Origin of the sequence: Patulibacter sp. SYSU D01012 (genome assembly GCF_017916475.1) — a bacterium.
In the GTDB taxonomy this organism is placed as follows: domain Bacteria; phylum Actinomycetota; class Thermoleophilia; order Solirubrobacterales; family Solirubrobacteraceae; genus Patulibacter.
Genome location: NZ_JAFMTB010000003.1, coordinates 44,749 through 60,572, shown reverse-complemented (window position 1 = coordinate 60,572; position 15,824 = coordinate 44,749). Strand labels below are relative to the sequence as shown.

Below are 15,824 nucleotides of genomic sequence, written 5' to 3'. Positions count from 1 at the left end.
CCCGCGCGGGCCGTACGATCGGCGCATGGCCGACCTGCGCGTCCTGCGCATCCCGCACTCGACGAACGTGGAGCGCATCGCCCTCGCCGCCGCGCACAAGGGGCTGACGGTGGAGTGGATCGACGTCGACCCCGACGACCGCCGGGCAGTCCGCGACGTCAGCGGTCAGGACCTCGTGCCGGTGCTGCTGCTCGACGACGGCGAGGCCCTCGCCGACTCGCCGCGGATCCTGGAGTGGATCGAGGAGCGCTGGCCGACGCCGTCGCTGTGGCCCGCCGATCCCGGCGACGCGTCCCTCGCCGACGTGTTCTGTCACCGCTTCAACGAGGTGTGGAAGGGGCCGCCCAACCGCATCGCGGCCGTGCTGGGGCCCGTCGGCTTCGACACCGACCGCCTGACGGACCGCCAGCGCCGGGCGGTCGAGGAGGACGCCGCGCGCATGCGCACGTGGCTCGACCGCTTCGAGGAGCGACTGGGCGAGCACGAGCACCTGTGCGGCGACGCGTTCGGGATCTGCGACGTCACCGCCTACCCCTTCCTGCGCTACGGCCTGCGCCCGCCCGCCGCCGACGACGTGGATCCCGACGGCTTCCACCGGGTCCTGCACGAGCACGGGCGGTTCGACGCCGCCAGCCACCCGCGCCTGACGGCCTGGGTCGACCGGGTGGCGGCGCGGCCCCAGGCCTGACGCGCCGACCGGGCCCGCGGTCCCGCGCGTGCGCGGGACCGCGTTCGGCGACTACGCGCTGCGGACAGCGGCCAGCGCGGCCGCCTCGAGCGCGCGGTGCAGCTCGCGGTTGGCGGCCCGCTCCGTCCGCACGTAGAGGACCGACAGGCCGGCCTCGCCGGCGGCCGCCCGCAGCGCGGGGACCAGGTCGCCGCGCCGGACGACGCGGTGCAGGGTGCCGCCCGCCGCGGCGACGATCGCGTCGACGTCCAGGCCGGTGGGGGTCATGACGTGGCGCTCGACGTCGGGGGTCGGCTCCGCGCCCACCGGCAGGAAGTGGAAGATGCCCCCGCCGTCGTTGTCGACGAGCACGACCGTCAGGTCCACGCCGCTCCGGCCGAGCGCCAGCAGCGAGCCGACGTCGTGCTGCAGCGCCACGTCGCCGAGCAGCACGTGCACGGGGCCGTCGCCGGGCGCACGGCCGAGCGCCAGGCCCCAGGCGGTGGCGAGCGTGCCGTCGATGCCGTTCGCGCCGCGGTTGGCGAGCACGCGCACGGCCTCGCGCGGCGCCATGAACGCCTCGACGTCGCGGATCGGCATGGATGCGGCGACGAGCAGCGTGGCGGCGGGCGGGAGCAGCGCGACGAGCTCGCGGGCCAGCCACGGCTCGGTCGGCGCGTCGTCGGCCCCGGCGCCGTCCAGGAGCGGCGCCTGGGCGGCCACGACGGCGTCGTCGGTGCGGCGCCAGGCCGGCAGCCACGCCGGGTCGCGCTCGACGTGCGCCAGCCGCGGCGCCAGCTCGCGCAGGAGCGGCAGCGGCGCGGCGACCACCACGTCGGAGAGGACCCCGTCGGGGTCCTGCCACACGCCGTCGGCGGCGACGTGCACCTGCGGCACCTCGGGCGGCAGACCGGCGAGCCACCGGCGCAGCGGCTTGCTCGTCGGCAGGTCGCCCAGGCGCAGCACCAGCTCGGTGCCGGCGGGGGCGGCGCCCGGGTCCCGCAGGAACGCGTCGTACGCGGCGATCGCCGCGGTGCCGCGCCGGGCGCCCGAGAGCGGGTCGGCCAGCAGCGGCACGCCGAGCAGCTCGCAGAGGGCCGCGAGCGCGGGCCCCAGCTCGGGATCGGTCTCGTGCCGGCCGGCGACGACGACGGCGCGGGGCCGGGTGGCCAGCAGCTCGGCCACCCGCCGGAGCGCGTCGGCGTCCGGGGCGCCCAGGCGACCGGTGCGCCGGGCCCACGGCGCGCCGCCGGGCCGGGCGGGCCGCGGCCCCTCGGGCGCGGGCCCGGTGGGCGCGAGCGGCTCGCGTAGCGGCAGGTTCAGGTGGACGGGGCCGGGGGTCGCGAGCCCGCCGGTGGCGGCGAAGCAGGCGCGGGCGGCGAGCGTGCGGGCGTAGCGCACCCCGGCCGCGTCGGCCGTGTCGAGGCCGAGCTCGTGCGCCCAGCGGACGCTGCCGCCGAAGATGCCGTTCTGCTCGATGGTCTGGCCCGCGCCGACGTCGCGCAGCTCGGCCGGGCGGTCGGCGGTCAGGACGAGCAAGGGGACGCGGGCGTGGTGCGCCTCGACCACCGCGGGCAGGTACTGGGCCACCGCCGACCCGGACGTGCAGCAGAGGATCGCCGGCCGCCCCGTCGCCTTCGCGAGCCCGAGGGCGACGAACCCGGCGGTGCGCTCGTCGACGACGCTGTGGGTGGTCAGGCCCTCGGCCGCGGCGAGCGCGAGCAGCAGCGGCGTGTTGCGGGACCCGGGCGAGGTGACGGCGTCCGTGATCCCCGCCCGCACGAGCTCCTCGACGAGCGCGGCCGCCAGCACGCGGCTCCCGCGCCCGTCGCGGAGGGGAGGAGCGGGCACGTCGGTCACCCACCGAGGGTGCCACGAAACGCGGGCCGGCGTCGCTCTGCGAGCCTGCGCGGATGGCCCGGCGCACGATCCTCGCCCTCCACGGCTTCGGCGGCTCGGGCGCGTCGTGGGACGGCGTGCGGGACGCGCTCGCGGCGGCGGCGCCGGGGTGCTACGACGTCGTGGCGCCGGACCTGCGGGGGCACGGGGCGGCCGCGGGCGAGCGGCCGGTCGACCTGCCGGCCACGCTCGCCGATCTGCGGGCGCTGCTCGACGCGCGGGCGGGGGAGGACGTCGTGCTCGCGGGCTACTCCATGGGCGGCCGCATCGCGCTGCACCTGGCGCTCGCGGAGCAGGCGCGGCTGTCGGCGGTGGTGCTCGTGTCGTCGACGTCGGGGATCGAGGACCCGGCGGAGCGCGAGCGGCGCGTGCAGGCGGACGAGGCGCAGGCGGCGTTCCTGGAGCGCGAGGGGCTCGAGGCGTTCGCGGAGCGCTGGGCCGAGCTGCCGCTGTGGGACGGGGACCCCGACGACGCCCGGCGGGCGCAGCGCGAGGCGCTCCTCGCGGGCGACGCCGCCGGGCTCGCGGCCGCGCTACGCGGTCTGGGGGCGGGCGCGGTACCCGCGGTGGGGCCGCGACTGCCGGCGCTTGCGCTGCCGCTGACCGTCGTCAGCGGCGCGCGCGACGGCCGCTACGGCGCGATCGGCGCGCGCCTCCTGGGCCTTGCGGCGCAGCCGGCGGGCCAGGTCGTTGTTCCCGACGCCGGCCATGGCCTGCTGCGCGAGGCGCCGGCCGCGGTGGCTGCGGCGCTGCGTGCGCTGGACTGAGGACTCGGGCTGGGTCATCGGGCGGGCCTTTCCTGGGGGGTCGAAGTGCTGGTGCCCAGGAGCTCGTCGGCGGTAACGACATCCACGAGGCCGTCCGCGCGCAGGCCGTGGGCGGCCTGCCAGCGGGCGACGGCGGCGCCGGTGCGCGCGTCGTACGTGCCGGTCACGTCGGTCGGCGCCAGGTAGCCGTCGGCGACGAGCCGGTGCTGGACCGGGCCGGCGTCCGCGGCGGGGGCGGCCGCCATCCCGATGCCGGTGGCCGACAGGGCCACGACGCCGGCGACGGCGACGGGCCGGGCGGCAGCGCGCATGCGGGCGGCGGGGCGGCGGCGGGATGAGGGGCGGGGCGGTTGCGACGACATCTGCGGCGACTCCTGGGGACGGGAATCGAGACTGGTTGCATCCTTTCGCCGGTACCTGAAGCGGACCTATGCGCGGGGGGTACGTGACGTGAAATCTTCGTCGCCCCCGCGCAGGTCCGTGCCGCGGCGCTCCGCCGCGGCCGGTGGACTACGCCAGCCCGCGGGCGGCGCGGCCCTCGGCGCGCAGGCGCTTGGCGATCTCCATGTCCTGGACCGAGGGCTCCTTGCCGTCGATGCCGGGGCCCTCGAAGATCACCGGCAGGCCGGCGAACCGCGGCTCGCTCAGCAGCGCGGCGATGCCGTCCTCGCCGATCTCGCCCGTGCCGAGCGGCGCGTGGCGGTCGCGGTTGGAGCCGAGCGGCGTCTGCGAGTCGTTGACGTGCATGCAGCGCAGGCGGTCCAGGCCGAACGCCTTGTCGGCCTCCTCCAGGACCCCGTCGAGCGCCTCGCGCGAGCGCACGTCGTAGCCCGACGCGAGCAGGTGGCAGGAGTCCAGGCAGAAGCCGATGCGCTCGTGGCCGCCCGACACCTCGAGCAGGGTCGCGAGCTCGTCGAACGAGCGCCCGAGCGTGCCGCCGGCGCCGGCGGTGTCCTCGAGCAGCAGCGGGCAGGACTCCGACTCGGCGAGCGCCTCCTTGAACACGTCCCCGCAGCGGGCGAGCGCCTCGCCGACGTGGCCGTCCTTCGCGGAACCGGGGTGCAGGACCACGCCGTCGGCGCCGATCGCGTCGCCCACCCGCAGGGAGTGCGTGATGGCGGTGAGCGACTTCTCGCGCAGCTCGGGGTCGGGCGTGCCGGCGTTGCTCAGGTACAGCGCGTGGATGACGACGCTGCGGATCGGCGACGCCGCCAGGTCCTCGCGGAACTGCGCGATCGACTCCGGGCTGTGGTTCGTCGGCGCCCAGCGGCGCGGCGACTGGCTGAAGATCTGGATCGCCTCGCAGCCGCGCTCGACGCCGCGCTCGACGGCCTTCGGCAGGCCGCCCGCGGGGGAGACGTGGAGGCCGAGGAGGGGGAGGTCGCCGGTGTCGGACATGGCGGCGGACGTTAGCGGGGCACGGCCGCCCGGCGACCCTCCGCGGGGCGCGCCGACCACGAGCCCGGGACCCGCGACGGGTCCGGTCCGCCCTCCGGGGTCAGATCAGGCCCGGCGTGCGCGGGACGCTGATCGTCCCGTCGCGCGGGACGAGCCGGCCGGCCAGGTCGCCGAGGCTCTCGTCGCCCAGCGCGACGGCGTCGAGGGCGGCGGGCTCGAACAGCGAGAGGGTGGCCAGGCCGGAGGCGTCGCGCAGGCGCAGCGCGGCCGCGACGTGGACTGCGGCGGCGACGCCGAGCGGCCCGTCCCAGGCCGAGGCGAGGAGCACGTCGGCGCGCGTCGAGCGGGCGAGGGTCGCGCGGGCGAGCAGGCCGCCGATGCCGCCGGAGCGCCCGACCTTCAGCACGACGGCGTCGGCGGCGCCCGACGCGATCGCGCCCGGCACGTCGGCGGTCTCGTCCATCGCCACCCGCACGGGCAGGCGGTCACGGACGGTGCGGATGCGCTCGATCCCGTGGACCGGCTCCTCGACGAGCTCGACGCCGTACGGCGAGAGGGTGTCGATGGCCTGCAGGGCCTCGTTGACGGTCCAGCCGCCGTTCGCGTCCAAGCGCAGCGCCACGTCGGGACCGATCGCCTCGCGCACGGCCCGCACGCGCTCCTCGTCGTCGGGCAGACCGACCTTCAGCTTCACCGTCTCGAAGCCGGCGTCGGCGGACTCGCGCGCGTACTCCGCGGCGTCCTCGGGGTCGTGGCCGCCGATCGTGGCGTTCACGGGCACCCAGCGGAACGGGTCGTCGGTGAGCATCCCGGCGACGGAGCGACCCTCGCGGCGCGACGCGCGGTCCCAGAGCGCCATGTCGATCGCGCCGATGGCGTGCGGGACGTCGGTGACGGCCCGGCAGCGCTCGAGCGCCTCGGCGCCGGTGCCGTCGCGCATGCCGGCCAGCGTGGCGCGGCAGCGTTCGAGGGCGGCCGCGCACGCCGCGAGCGCGACGCCGTCGTAGGGCTCGAGCGGCGCGGCCTCGCCGTAGCCGATCAGCCCGTCGTCGTCCTCGAGCTCGACGAGCAGCAGCCGCCGCTCGGCGACCTCGCCCCACGCGGCCCGCATCGGCTGCGCGAGCCGCAGGGCGACCTCCCGGATGCGCAGATCCACGCGCGCCAGCCTAGTGCGCGGGCGGCCGGCCCGTCGCCCGGGCGGACCGCGGTCCGGCCCGGCGGCCCGTGGCCGGACCGCCGGCTGCCTCGCCGGGCCGGCCGGCGACCGTCAGGAGAGCACGATGCCGACGGAGAGCAGCACGCAGACGAGCAGCTCGAGCTGCCCCGTGCCGGCCAGGACGCCGTTGAGCGTCGGGCCGTCCGTGTGGGTCGCGACGGTCCGCGCCAGGCGGACGGCGAGCGGGGCGGTCAGCACGACGAGCAGCACCCAGGGGGAGAGGTCGCCGTCCGTGAAGCCGAGCACCGCGGTCACGACGTAGGCCAGGGCGAGCATCGCGGCGTACATGCGCCGCGTCGCCGGGCGGCCCAGGCGCACGGCGAGGGTGTTCTTGCCGGCGCGGCGGTCCGTGTCGATGTCGCGCACGTTGTTGACGACGAGCACCGCCGCGGCCAGCAGGCCGACCGGCACGGCCAGGGCCAGGGCCGTGGCGTCGAAGTCCTCCGTCAGCACGTAGTGGGTGCCGGTGACGGCGACGAGGCCGAAGAAGAGGAAGACGAACACCTCGCCCAGGCCCTCGTAGCCGTAGGGCCGCGGGCCGCCCGTGTAGAGCAGGCCGGCGACGATTGACGCGGCCCCGATCGCCAGCACGACCCAGCCGGCCTCGGCGATGAGGTAGGCGCCGCAGAGCACGGCGAGGCCGAACGTGACCCACGTCGCCACGAGCACCTGGCGCGGGGGGACGAGGTCGCCGGCGGTCACGCGCACCGGGCCCAGGCGATCCTCGGTGTCGGCGCCGCGGCGGGCGTCGGAGTAGTCGTTGGACAGGTTCGCGCCGACCTGGATGAAGAGGGCGCCGAGGACGGCGGCGAGGAACGGCAGCAGCCGGAAGGCGTCCTGGTGGATCGCGAGCGCCGCGCCGACGAGGACGGGCGCCAAGCCGACGGGCAGCGTGCGTGGGCGCGCGGCGAGGATCCAGATGCGGACCGGACTGGGGCGGGATCCGCCCCCGGTGAACTCGGCGTGCGTGCTCATACGCCCAGGGACGATAGGGCGCGGATCGTCCCCGGGGCCGGCCGCGCGGAGCCGGCCGACCCCGGCGACGGCGACCGGCCCGGTCGCCGCGGCCGGCCGGGCGCTACGGGCGCCGGGGGAAGCGCGAGAAGTCGGGACGGCGCTTCTGCTTGTAGGCGTCGCGGCCCTCCTGCGCCTCCTCCGAGCCGTAGAAGAGGAGGTTGGTGTCGTGCGCGAGCTGCTGCAGGCCGGCGTAGCCGTCCTCGGCGGCGTGGAAGCTCGCCTTCAGCAGCCGCAGCGCGAAGGGCGAGTTCTGCAGCATCTCCTCGCACCACGCGACGGTCTCCTCCTCGAGGCGCTCGAGCGGGACGACGGTGTTGACCAGGCCCATCGTCAGGGCCTCCTGCGCGGAGTACTGGCGGCAGAGGAACCAGATCTCCTTCGCCTTCTTCGGCCCCACGGCGTCGACGAGGACGGACGCGCCGAAGCCGCCGTCGAACGAGCCGACCTTGGGCCCGGTCTGGCCGAAGCGCGCGTTGTCGGCGGCGATCGTCAGGTCGCAGAGCAGGTGCAGGACGTGGCCGCCGCCGATGGCGTAGCCGGCGACCATCGCGACGATCGGCTTGGGCGTGCGGCGCATCTGCACCTGCAGGTCCGTCACGTGGAAGCGGCCGACGGACGAGCCCGAGGGCTGGCGCTGCGGGTTGTCGGGGTCCTCGAGGTAGCCCGAGTCGCCGCGGACGGACTGGTCGCCGCCCGAGCAGAACGCCAGGGGGCCCTGGCCGGTCAGGATGATCGCGCCGACGGTCGTGTCCTCGCGGGCGCGGTCCATCGCCTGCGAGATCTCGACGATGGTCTGCGGGCGGAAGGCGTTGCGGACCTCCGGCCGGTCGATCGTGATCTTCGCGATGCGGACGGGGTGCTCCGCGTCGCCCGCGCTCGTGTCCGCCAGCTCGTAGCGGATGTCGGTGTAGTCGCTCCCGGCGGGGGCGGTCCAGGTGACGGTCACGGGTGCTCCTTCGGTCGCCGTGTGGCCGACCCGGGAGGCTAGACGCGCGGGGCCGCGGGCGGCGCGGCGGGACGGGTCGGGCGCACCGTACCGGCGGGCGTGGACGGCGTCATCTGGCGTCCCGTCGCTCGCGCGTGCGCGGGTCGACCGCCGCGCCCGGGCGGCTCGCCGCTCGCGTCGGGCGCCGGAGTAGCCTCGACCGGGTGCCCACCGTCGAGTCCTGGCTCCTGCGCGCCGCCCGCCGGCGCCCCGACCACGAGGCGCTCCCCGGCACGACGTACGCGGCGCTGCGGGCCGAGGTCGACGACGTCGCCCGGCGGCTGTGGGGCGCGGGCGCGCGCCCCGGCGCGCGCGTCGGCCTGGTGCTGCCGCCCGGCCGGCCCTTCGTCGTCGCGCTCCACGCCCTGCTGCGCGTCGGCGCCGAGGTCGTGCCGCTCGACCCGCGGCTGCCGGCCGCCGAGCGCGAGCGCCGGCTGGCCGGTGCGCCGCTCGCCGTCGACGCCGACCTGGACGTGGCGGCGCTCGCCCCGGCGCCGGACGCCGCGCTGCGCGACCGCCTCGACCTGGCGGACACCGCGATCGTCGTCCACACGAGCGGGACGAGCGGTGCGGCCAAGCCGATCCCGCTGACCTACGGCAACTGGCTGTGGAGCGCCCTCGGATCGGCCGCCGCCCTGGGCTGCCCGCCCGGCGAGCGGTGGCTCTGCGCGCTGCCGCTCAACCACGTGGGCGGCCTGTCCGTGCTGCTGCGCTCGACGATCGCCGCCACGACCGCGGTCGTGCACGAGGGTTGGGACACCGAGCGCGTGGTGGCGGCGCTGACGGGCGCCCGCCCGCAGGACGGCCCGCCCCCGACGATGATCTCGGTCGTCCCGACGACGCTGCGGCGGCTGCTCGACGCCGGCCTGCGCCGGCCGCCCGCGCTGCGCTGGGCCCTCCTGGGCGGCGCGGCGATCCCGGCGGGGCTCGTCGAGGAGGCCCAGGAGGCCGGGGTGCCGGTCGCCCCGACGTACGGCATGAGCGAGGCCGCGAGCCAGATCGCGACCTTCGGCGTCCCGCTGTTCTGCACCCGCGTCTGGGTGGCCGGCCCGGACGGCGCGCCGACCCGCGAGCCGGGCGTGGTCGGCGAGGTGCTCGTGGCCGGCCCCACGGTCTCCGCGACGGTCGTGGGCCCCGCCGGGCGGCTGCGCACCGGCGACCTGGGCGCCTTCGACGCCCGCGGGCACCTGGCGATCGTCGGGCGCGTGGCGGACACGATCATCACGGGGGGCGAGAACGTGCTGCCCCTCGAGGTCGAGCGGGTGCTCGAGGCCGACCCCGCCGTGGCCGAGGCCGCGGTCTTCGGCCGCCCCGATCCCGAGTGGGGGGAGCGGGTCTGCGCGCAGCTGGTGCCGGCGGTCGGCGCCACCGTCGAGCCCGACGCCGTCCGCGCCCGCGCCGCCGCCGCGCTGCTGCCCCACCAGCGCCCGCGCGAAATCGAGGTCGTCGAGACGCTGCCGCGGACTCCCTCGGGCAAGCTGCTGCGCCGCGAGCTGCGCTGACGGCCGGGCGCCCCGCCGGGGTCGGCCGGGCCCTGCGCTCGCCGGCCGCGGCCGCCGGGCCGCCGGACCCGGCGGCCCGGTCCGCGGCACCGGCGCGTGCGGCGGGCGTGGCGGGGGCCTTTGCCACGATGGAGGGGTGAGCACCGAGTCCGACGCCACGCCCGACGAGCTGCGCGCCCGCGCCCGCCGACGCTGGGAGGCCCAGGCGCCGATCTGGGAGCGCGAGCGCGCGTGGTTCGACGCCGCGGTCGACCCGGTCGCCCACGCGATGATCGACGCGATCGCCCCGCAGCCCGGCCACGTGGTCCTCGAGGCCGCCGCCGGCCTGGGCGAGACCGGCCTGCTGGCCGCCGAGCTCGTGCACCCGGGCGGCCGGGTCATCCTGAGCGACGGCGCCGAGGCGATGGTCGCGGCGGCTCGCCGGCACGCCGAGGAGCGGGGCATCCAGAACGTCGAGGCGTCCGCGATGGAGCTCGAGTGGCTCGACATGCCGGCCGCGTCGGTGGACGCCCTGCTCGTCCGCTTCGGCTACATGCACGTGCAGGACCCCGAGACCGCGCTGCGCGACGCCCGCCGCGTCCTGCGACCCGGCGGCCGGCTGGCCTTCGCCGTCTGGGACCGGGTGGAGGACAACCCCTGGCTCGGCGCCGCGATGGAGGTGCTGCACCGCCACGGCCTTCTCGAGACGTGGCCCGTGCCGGACAGCGAGCCGAACCCCTTCGCCCTCGCCTCGCGGGAGCGGCTGGAGGAGCTCGTCGGCGGCGCCGGCTTCGTGCTGCCGCAGACCGACCGGATCGAGGTGCGCTTCCGCTCCGCCAGCGCGGCCGAGCACCGGCAGCGCGTCCTCGAGATCTCCGACCGCGCGGCCCGCGCGCTCCAGGACGTCGCGGGGGAGGGCCGCACCGCGATCGAGGCCGAGATCGACGCCGCCTACGCCGCGTTCCCGGACCCCGACGGCCCCGAGGGCGCGGTCGCCGTCCCGGGCGGGGCGCTGGTGATCGCCGCCGACGCCTGATCGGTATCGGGTACGGACGAACGGGATCCCGAACACCGCACCGCGCGGACGGGCGTCCGCGCGTAGACTGCCGGGCCATGTTCTACGACGACGACGCAGACCTGACGCTGCTCGACGGCAAGACCGTCGCCATCATCGGGTTCGGATCGCAGGGTCACGCCCACGCCCAGAACCTCAAGGACTCCGGCGTCAGCGTCGTCGTGGGCCTCCGCGAGGGCTCCTCGTCCGTGAAGAAGGCGCAGGACGCCGGCCTCGAGGTCCTCTCGATCGCCGACGCCGCGTCGAAGGGCGACGTCGTCCAGTTCCTCGTCCCCGACGAGCTGCACCGCGACGTGTGGGCCGAGGCGAAGGACGGCATCTCCGCCGGCAACCTCGTCCTCTTCGGCCACGGCTTCTCGATCCTCTACGGCGAGGTCGAGCCGCCCGCCGACGTCGACGTCGCGCTCGCCGCCCCGAAGGGCCCGGGCCACCTCGTCCGTCGTCAGTACCTCGAGGGCTCCGGCGTCCCCGGCCTGATCGCCGTCCACCAGGACGCGACCGGCAACGCCCGCGACCTGACCCTGGCGTACGCCAAGGGCATCGGCTGCACCCGCGGCGGCGTCATCGAGACGACGTTCAAGGACGAGACCGAGACCGACCTGTTCGGCGAGCAGGCCGTCCTGTGCGGCGGCACCTCCGCCCTCGTGCAGACGGGCTTCGAGGTCCTCACCGAGGCCGGCTACTCGCCCGAGATGGCGTACTTCGAGGTCCTCCACGAGCTCAAGCTCATCGTCGACCTGATGTACGAGAAGGGGCTGGCCGGCATGCGCTACTCCATCTCGAACACCGCCGAGTACGGCGACCTGACCCGCGGCCCGCGCGTCGTGAACGCGGAGACGAAGAAGGAGATGCAGAAGATCCTGGGCGAGATCCAGGACGGCACCTTCGCCCGCGAGTTCATCGCCGAGCACCGCGCCGGCAACGAGAACTTCAACCGCCTGCGCGAGCAGCAGGCGGCCCTCCAGATCGAGAAGACCGGCAAGGAGCTCCGCTCGAAGATGGACTGGATCGACGACTCGGGCTTCGCCCAGGGCTGACGACATCACCTGAGGCACCCGCCTCGCGGCGCCCCGAGCCACCCACGGATCCGTCGCGGGGAGCACCCCAGCGACGGCTCCGCGGTCGGCCCGGTGCATCCACGATCCGGGACCCTCAGGCGACGTCGCCCGCTCCGTCGCGTGGGCGGGTGAGGACGCGCCCACCGTCATGCCTCCGGCCACCCGGCGGCTGGCGCGGGCGCGGGCCGGGTACGCGGACCGCATGAGCTTCGACGACGACGAGCCGACCCGCATGTCGCCGCGGGTGCCGCAGCCGCCCGCGGGGGGCGGTCCGCCGGCCGGGACGCCGCGCGAGCCGCACCCGCCGGCCGGCCGGCCTCGCGACCCGGCGACGCCCGTCGCCGCGGCCGCGCCGGCGGCCGCATGGCCGCAGGAGGATCCACGCCTGGTGGTGCTCGAGGAGCGGCTGAGCAGCCTGCGCACGGCGCTCCTGGCGTTCGCGGCGGTCGCCGTCGTGGCGCTCGGCCTGGCGACGTGGGCCCTGCTGCGCGACGGCGGCGACAGCGGATCGTCGGGCGGCACGAGCACGCGCGCGCTGCGCGAGCGCGTGTCGTCGCTCGAGGACCGCCTGGACGGCCGCGCCACCGACGGCGACGTGGAGAAGGTCGCCAAGCAGGTCGACGCTCTCGAGGAGCAGGTGAAGGCGCAGCCGGCGACCACGACGACGCCGGCGCCGGACACCGGCGACGAGCAGGCGGTGTCGGGTCTGCAGGATGACGTCCAGGAGCTGCAGCGGCAGGTGCAGCAGCTGCAGCAGGCCGCGGCGAACGCCGGCGACGACGGCGCGGCCCCGGACGACGGCACCACGACCACCCCGTAGCCGCTCCCCGCGCGCGGGCGGTCCGCGCCCGCGCCCCGGGCCGCGCGCCCCTGCCGGGTGTGGGCGCCGCGCCGCGCCGCCGCCCGCCGTCCCCTCCGCCTACTCCGCGGGTGCCGTGTCCACGAGCGTCAGCGCGGCCCGCAGGAGCGCCAGGTGGCTGAGGGCCTGGGGCAGGTTGCCCCAGAACGCGCCGTCGTCGGCGTCGATCATCTCGCTCAGCAGCCCGACGTCGTTCGTCAGCGGGAGCAGCTCCTCCATCAGCGCCGTCGCCTCGTCGCGCCGGTCCAGGCACGCGAGGGCGTCGACGACCCAGAACGCGCAGGCGACGAACGTCTTCTCCTCGCGCTCCGCGCCGCTGAAGCGGTACAGGAGCGGGCCGCGGCCCAGCTCCCCCCGCACCGCGTCGACCGTCGCGTGCATCCGCGGCCCGCGGTCGAAGCCCGAGCCGGCGTGCAGCAGGACGGACGCGTCCAGGCCGTCCGCGCCGGGGTACCACACGTACGCGCCGCGCTCCTCCGACCAGCACTCCTCCTGCACCCACGCGTGGATGCGGTCGCGCTCGCGCTCCCAGCGCCCGTCGTCGCCCGACACGTGGCCCTCGCGAGCCATCCGCACCGCGCAGTCGAGCGCGAGCCAGCAGCCCATCTTCGAGCTCGTGTAGTGCCGCGACTCCTCCAGCTCCCACATGCCGGCGTCGGGCTGGCGCCAGATGTCGCAGGTGCGGTCGGCGACGTCGGCGACCATCCGGGCCGTCGCGATGTCGAGGACGTTCCCGTCGTCGACGTACAGCTGCACGATGTTCAGGACGTCGCCGTAGACGCCGAGCTGCAGCTGGTCGCGCGCCTGGTTGCCCGACACGACGGGCCCGTGGCCGCGCCAGCCCGGGACGTCGTAGGCCTTCGTGTCGTACGGCTCCGTCCCGTCCAGGGCGGAGAGCACCGGCACGTCGGGCCCCTGCTCGCGAGCGATCCGCAGGATCCACGAGACGTTGGCGTGCACGTCCTCGAACTCGCCCAGCCGGACGAGGTTGTGCAGGCTGTACGTCGAGTCGCGCAGCCACGACAGGCGGTAGTCCCAGTTCTTCGCCGTCGTGGCGCTCTCGGGCAGCGACGTCGTGGCCGCCGCCGCCATCGCCCCCGACGGGCTGTGGGAGAGCAGCTTCAGGGTCAGGGCGCTGCGCAGCACCGCCTCGCGCCACGGCCCCTCGTAGGTGAACTGCTCGCACCAGCGCCGCCAGTGCGCGACGGACCGCTCCACGTCCGCGCGGATGAAGTCCGGCCCGGGCATGCGCAGCGGCTCGCCGTGGCTCGAGACGAGCGCGACGAGGTGCTCGGAGCCCCGTGTCGCGACGAAGCGCCCGGTCACGTGGCGGTCCTCGACCGCGACGTCGCCGGCGTCCGCCGTGCAGACGGCCATCGTCAGCTGCGCCAGGCGCAGCACCGCCCCGTTGTCCGTCTGCTCGGCCCACGGCGCGGCGGTGCCCAGCCGGGTCCCGGGCGAGACGCACCAGCTCATCGCCACCTCGCCCTCGAGGCCCTCGATCCGGCGCGCCAGCTCGCCCCACGGCAGCCGGCCCGTCGTGCCCATGTTCACCGCGTCCGTCACGCGCACGCGGCCGCCCGCGGTGCGGTACTCCGTCTGCAGGACGTTCGTGTCCGGCAGGTAGCGGCGGGAGACCTCGTGCGGGTCGTCGGGGGCGAGCGACAGGTAGCCGCCGTCCTCGGCGTCGAGCAGCCGCGCGAACGGCGGCATCGAGTCCATGTCGGGCAGCGGGTACCAGTCGATGGAGCCGTCGTGCGCGACGAGCGCGATCGTGCGGCCGTTGCCGATCGCGGCGTACGCGCGCAGGTCGACGTACCCGTCCGCGTCGCGGTCGGGCAGGTCCTCCAGGGCGACCGGGGCGGGCCCGCCGCCGCTCACAGGTCGTACAGCTCCCCGTACTTCTCGCCGAGGTAGCGCAGCAGCGGCTCGGGATCCAGGCCGCCGCCGGTGACGGCGCGCAGCAGCTCGTCGCCCGTGCGCGTGCGGCCGTAGCGGTGGACGTGCGCGCGCAGCCAGTCGCGCAGCGCCGCCGGGTCGCCGGCCGCCAGCCGGTGGTCCAGGTCCGGGATCGCGACGTGCGCGGCCTCCCACAGCTGCGCGGCGATCATCGTGCCGAGCGCGTAGGTCGGGAAGTAGCCGAGCACGCCGTGCGCCCAGTGCACGTCCTGCAGCACGCCGTCGGCGTCGCTCGGGACGTCGATGCCCAGCAGCTCCGTCGTCCGCGCGTTCCAGGCCGCGGGCAGGTCGTCGACCTCGAGGGTGCCCTCGAGGAGCGCCACCTCGAGCTCGAAGCGCAGCAGGATGTGCAGGCAGTACGTGGCCTCGTCGGCGTCGACGCGGATGAGCGACGGGCGGACGACGTTGACGTGGCGCAGGAAGTCGTCGAGCGCCAGGCCGTCCAGCCGGTCGGGGAACAGCTCCTGGGCCCGCGGGTACCAGTGCGACCAGAACGCGCGGGAGCGGCCGACCATGTTCTCCCACAGCCGGCTCTGCGACTCGTGGACGGCGAGCGACGTGCCGGTGCCGACGGTCGTGCGGTCCCACGCCGGGTCGATCTGGTGCTCGTACAGGCCGTGGCCCGTCTCGTGGAGGACGCCGAACAGCCCGATCGCGAGCGTGTGGTCCTCCTCCTTCGTCGTGATCCGCACGTCGTCGCGGGCCGGGTTGGCCATGAACGGGTGCTCGGCCTCGTCGATCCGCCACGCCGCGTCGTCGTAGCCGATCGACCGCGCCATCTCGAGCGCGAGGGTGCGCTGCACGTCGACGGGGAACGGACCCGGCAGGTCGCCGGGGTCGGGCCGCTCGGCGATGCGGGCGATGAGCGGCACGAGCCCCTCACGCAGGCGGGCGAAGACGCGCCGCACCTCGTCCGTGCGGGCGCCGGGCTCGTAGCGCTGCAGCAGGGCGTCGTAGGGGTGGTCGACCTCGGGGAAGCACGCGGCGTAGCGGCGGCAGAGCTCGACGTGCCGGCGCAGGACGGGGGCGAAGGCGGCGAAGTCGTCCGCCGCGCGCGCCGCGCTCCACACGCCCTGGGCCTCGACCGCGGTCTCGGCCATCTCGGCGACGAGCTCGGCGGGCACGCGCCGCGCGCGCTCGTGGTCCTCGCGCACCGCGCGGACCAGGCCGGCGTCCTCGCCGGCGGCCTCGGCGGCGTCGAGCAGCGCGCCGAGCGCCGGGTCGGCGGTGCGGTCGTGGGCCAGCCGCTCGATCGTCCCCGCCGCCTGGCCGCGCGCCGCCGCGCCGCGCGGCGGCATGTGCGTCTGCTGGTCCCAGTCCATGAGCATCGCCACGTGCTGCAGGTCGGCGATCTCGGCCAGGTGCTCGCGGAGCGCGGCGATGGGGTCGGCGGCGGGGCTCATCGGCGGATCATCGCGCGCGGCGGGGGCGGGCGCCGCGCGA

14 protein-coding genes are annotated in these 15,824 nt (G+C 76.5%); 6 read left to right on the top strand and 8 right to left on the bottom strand.

From position 1 onward, the window contains the following. Positions 1-25 precede the first annotated feature (25 nt). Positions 26-688: a glutathione S-transferase family protein gene (locus tag J3P29_RS16235; RefSeq protein ID WP_210495187.1), complete on the top strand. Its 663-nt coding sequence runs from the start codon at positions 26-28 to the stop codon at positions 686-688. A 51-nt stretch (positions 689-739) separates the two neighbouring features. Here J3P29_RS16235 and menD read toward each other — a convergent pair whose 3' ends face one another. Then, complete coding sequence (gene menD, locus J3P29_RS16230; RefSeq protein ID WP_210495186.1) at positions 740-2,527, bottom strand: 2-succinyl-5-enolpyruvyl-6-hydroxy-3-cyclohexene-1-carboxylic-acid synthase; 1,788 nt, start codon at positions 2,525-2,527, stop codon at positions 740-742. 53 nt (positions 2,528-2,580) lie between these two features. Here menD and J3P29_RS16225 point away from each other — a divergent pair, with 53 nt between their 5' ends. Then, positions 2,581-3,333 (top strand): alpha/beta fold hydrolase, encoded by a 753-nt coding sequence (locus tag J3P29_RS16225; protein WP_210495184.1) that lies wholly within the window; start codon positions 2,581-2,583, stop codon positions 3,331-3,333. Between the two features lie 14 nt (positions 3,334-3,347). On the opposite strand, the gene J3P29_RS16220 is transcribed toward J3P29_RS16225, so the two are convergent. The 5 genes from J3P29_RS16220 to menB all read right to left on the bottom strand — a co-directional run bounded on the left by J3P29_RS16220 (position 3,348) and on the right by menB (position 7,910). Next, on the bottom strand, positions 3,348-3,644 hold the full coding sequence (locus tag J3P29_RS16220; protein WP_210495183.1) for a peptidoglycan-binding domain-containing protein: 297 nt from the start codon (positions 3,642-3,644) through the stop codon (positions 3,348-3,350). Between the two features lie 199 nt (positions 3,645-3,843). Then, positions 3,844-4,731 (bottom strand): deoxyribonuclease IV, encoded by an 888-nt coding sequence (locus tag J3P29_RS16215; protein ID WP_210495182.1) that lies wholly within the window; start codon positions 4,729-4,731, stop codon positions 3,844-3,846. Positions 4,732-4,831: 100 nt separating this feature from the next. Further along, positions 4,832-5,887 (bottom strand): enolase C-terminal domain-like protein, encoded by a 1,056-nt coding sequence (locus J3P29_RS16210; RefSeq protein WP_210495181.1) that lies wholly within the window; start codon positions 5,885-5,887, stop codon positions 4,832-4,834. A 111-nt stretch (positions 5,888-5,998) separates the two neighbouring features. After that, positions 5,999-6,922: a 1,4-dihydroxy-2-naphthoate polyprenyltransferase gene (locus J3P29_RS16205; RefSeq protein WP_210495179.1), complete on the bottom strand. Its 924-nt coding sequence runs from the start codon at positions 6,920-6,922 to the stop codon at positions 5,999-6,001. Positions 6,923-7,025: 103 nt separating this feature from the next. After that, the gene (gene menB, locus J3P29_RS16200; RefSeq protein WP_210495178.1) at positions 7,026-7,910 is read right to left on the bottom strand and encodes a 1,4-dihydroxy-2-naphthoyl-CoA synthase; all 885 of its coding nucleotides are present in this window, start codon (positions 7,908-7,910) and stop codon (positions 7,026-7,028) included. 203 nt (positions 7,911-8,113) lie between these two features. On the opposite strand from menB, the gene J3P29_RS16195 reads away from it, so the two are divergent. From J3P29_RS16195 to J3P29_RS16180, 4 genes are all read left to right on the top strand, one after another. Continuing rightward, complete coding sequence (locus J3P29_RS16195) at positions 8,114-9,451, top strand: AMP-binding protein (protein ID WP_210495177.1); 1,338 nt, start codon at positions 8,114-8,116, stop codon at positions 9,449-9,451. A 136-nt stretch (positions 9,452-9,587) separates the two neighbouring features. Next, complete coding sequence (locus J3P29_RS16190; RefSeq protein ID WP_210495176.1) at positions 9,588-10,466, top strand: methyltransferase domain-containing protein; 879 nt, start codon at positions 9,588-9,590, stop codon at positions 10,464-10,466. Between the two features lie 77 nt (positions 10,467-10,543). After that, positions 10,544-11,542, top strand: coding sequence for a ketol-acid reductoisomerase (gene ilvC, locus J3P29_RS16185; RefSeq protein WP_210495175.1), 999 nt, complete (start codon positions 10,544-10,546; stop codon positions 11,540-11,542). A gap of 223 nt (positions 11,543-11,765) precedes the next feature. Continuing rightward, complete coding sequence (locus tag J3P29_RS16180; RefSeq protein WP_210495174.1) at positions 11,766-12,383, top strand: hypothetical protein; 618 nt, start codon at positions 11,766-11,768, stop codon at positions 12,381-12,383. 99 nt (positions 12,384-12,482) lie between these two features. On the opposite strand, the gene J3P29_RS16175 is transcribed toward J3P29_RS16180, so the two are convergent. Together J3P29_RS16175 and J3P29_RS16170 are read right to left on the bottom strand one after the other, a co-directional pair. Further along, the gene (locus tag J3P29_RS16175; protein ID WP_210495173.1) at positions 12,483-14,303 is read right to left on the bottom strand and encodes a glycoside hydrolase family 15 protein; all 1,821 of its coding nucleotides are present in this window, start codon (positions 14,301-14,303) and stop codon (positions 12,483-12,485) included. Next, complete coding sequence (locus J3P29_RS16170) at positions 14,300-15,784, bottom strand: carboxypeptidase M32 (RefSeq protein ID WP_210495172.1); 1,485 nt, start codon at positions 15,782-15,784, stop codon at positions 14,300-14,302. Before J3P29_RS16170 ends, J3P29_RS16175 begins: the two co-directional genes overlap by 4 nt. Positions 15,785-15,824 lie beyond the last annotated feature (40 nt).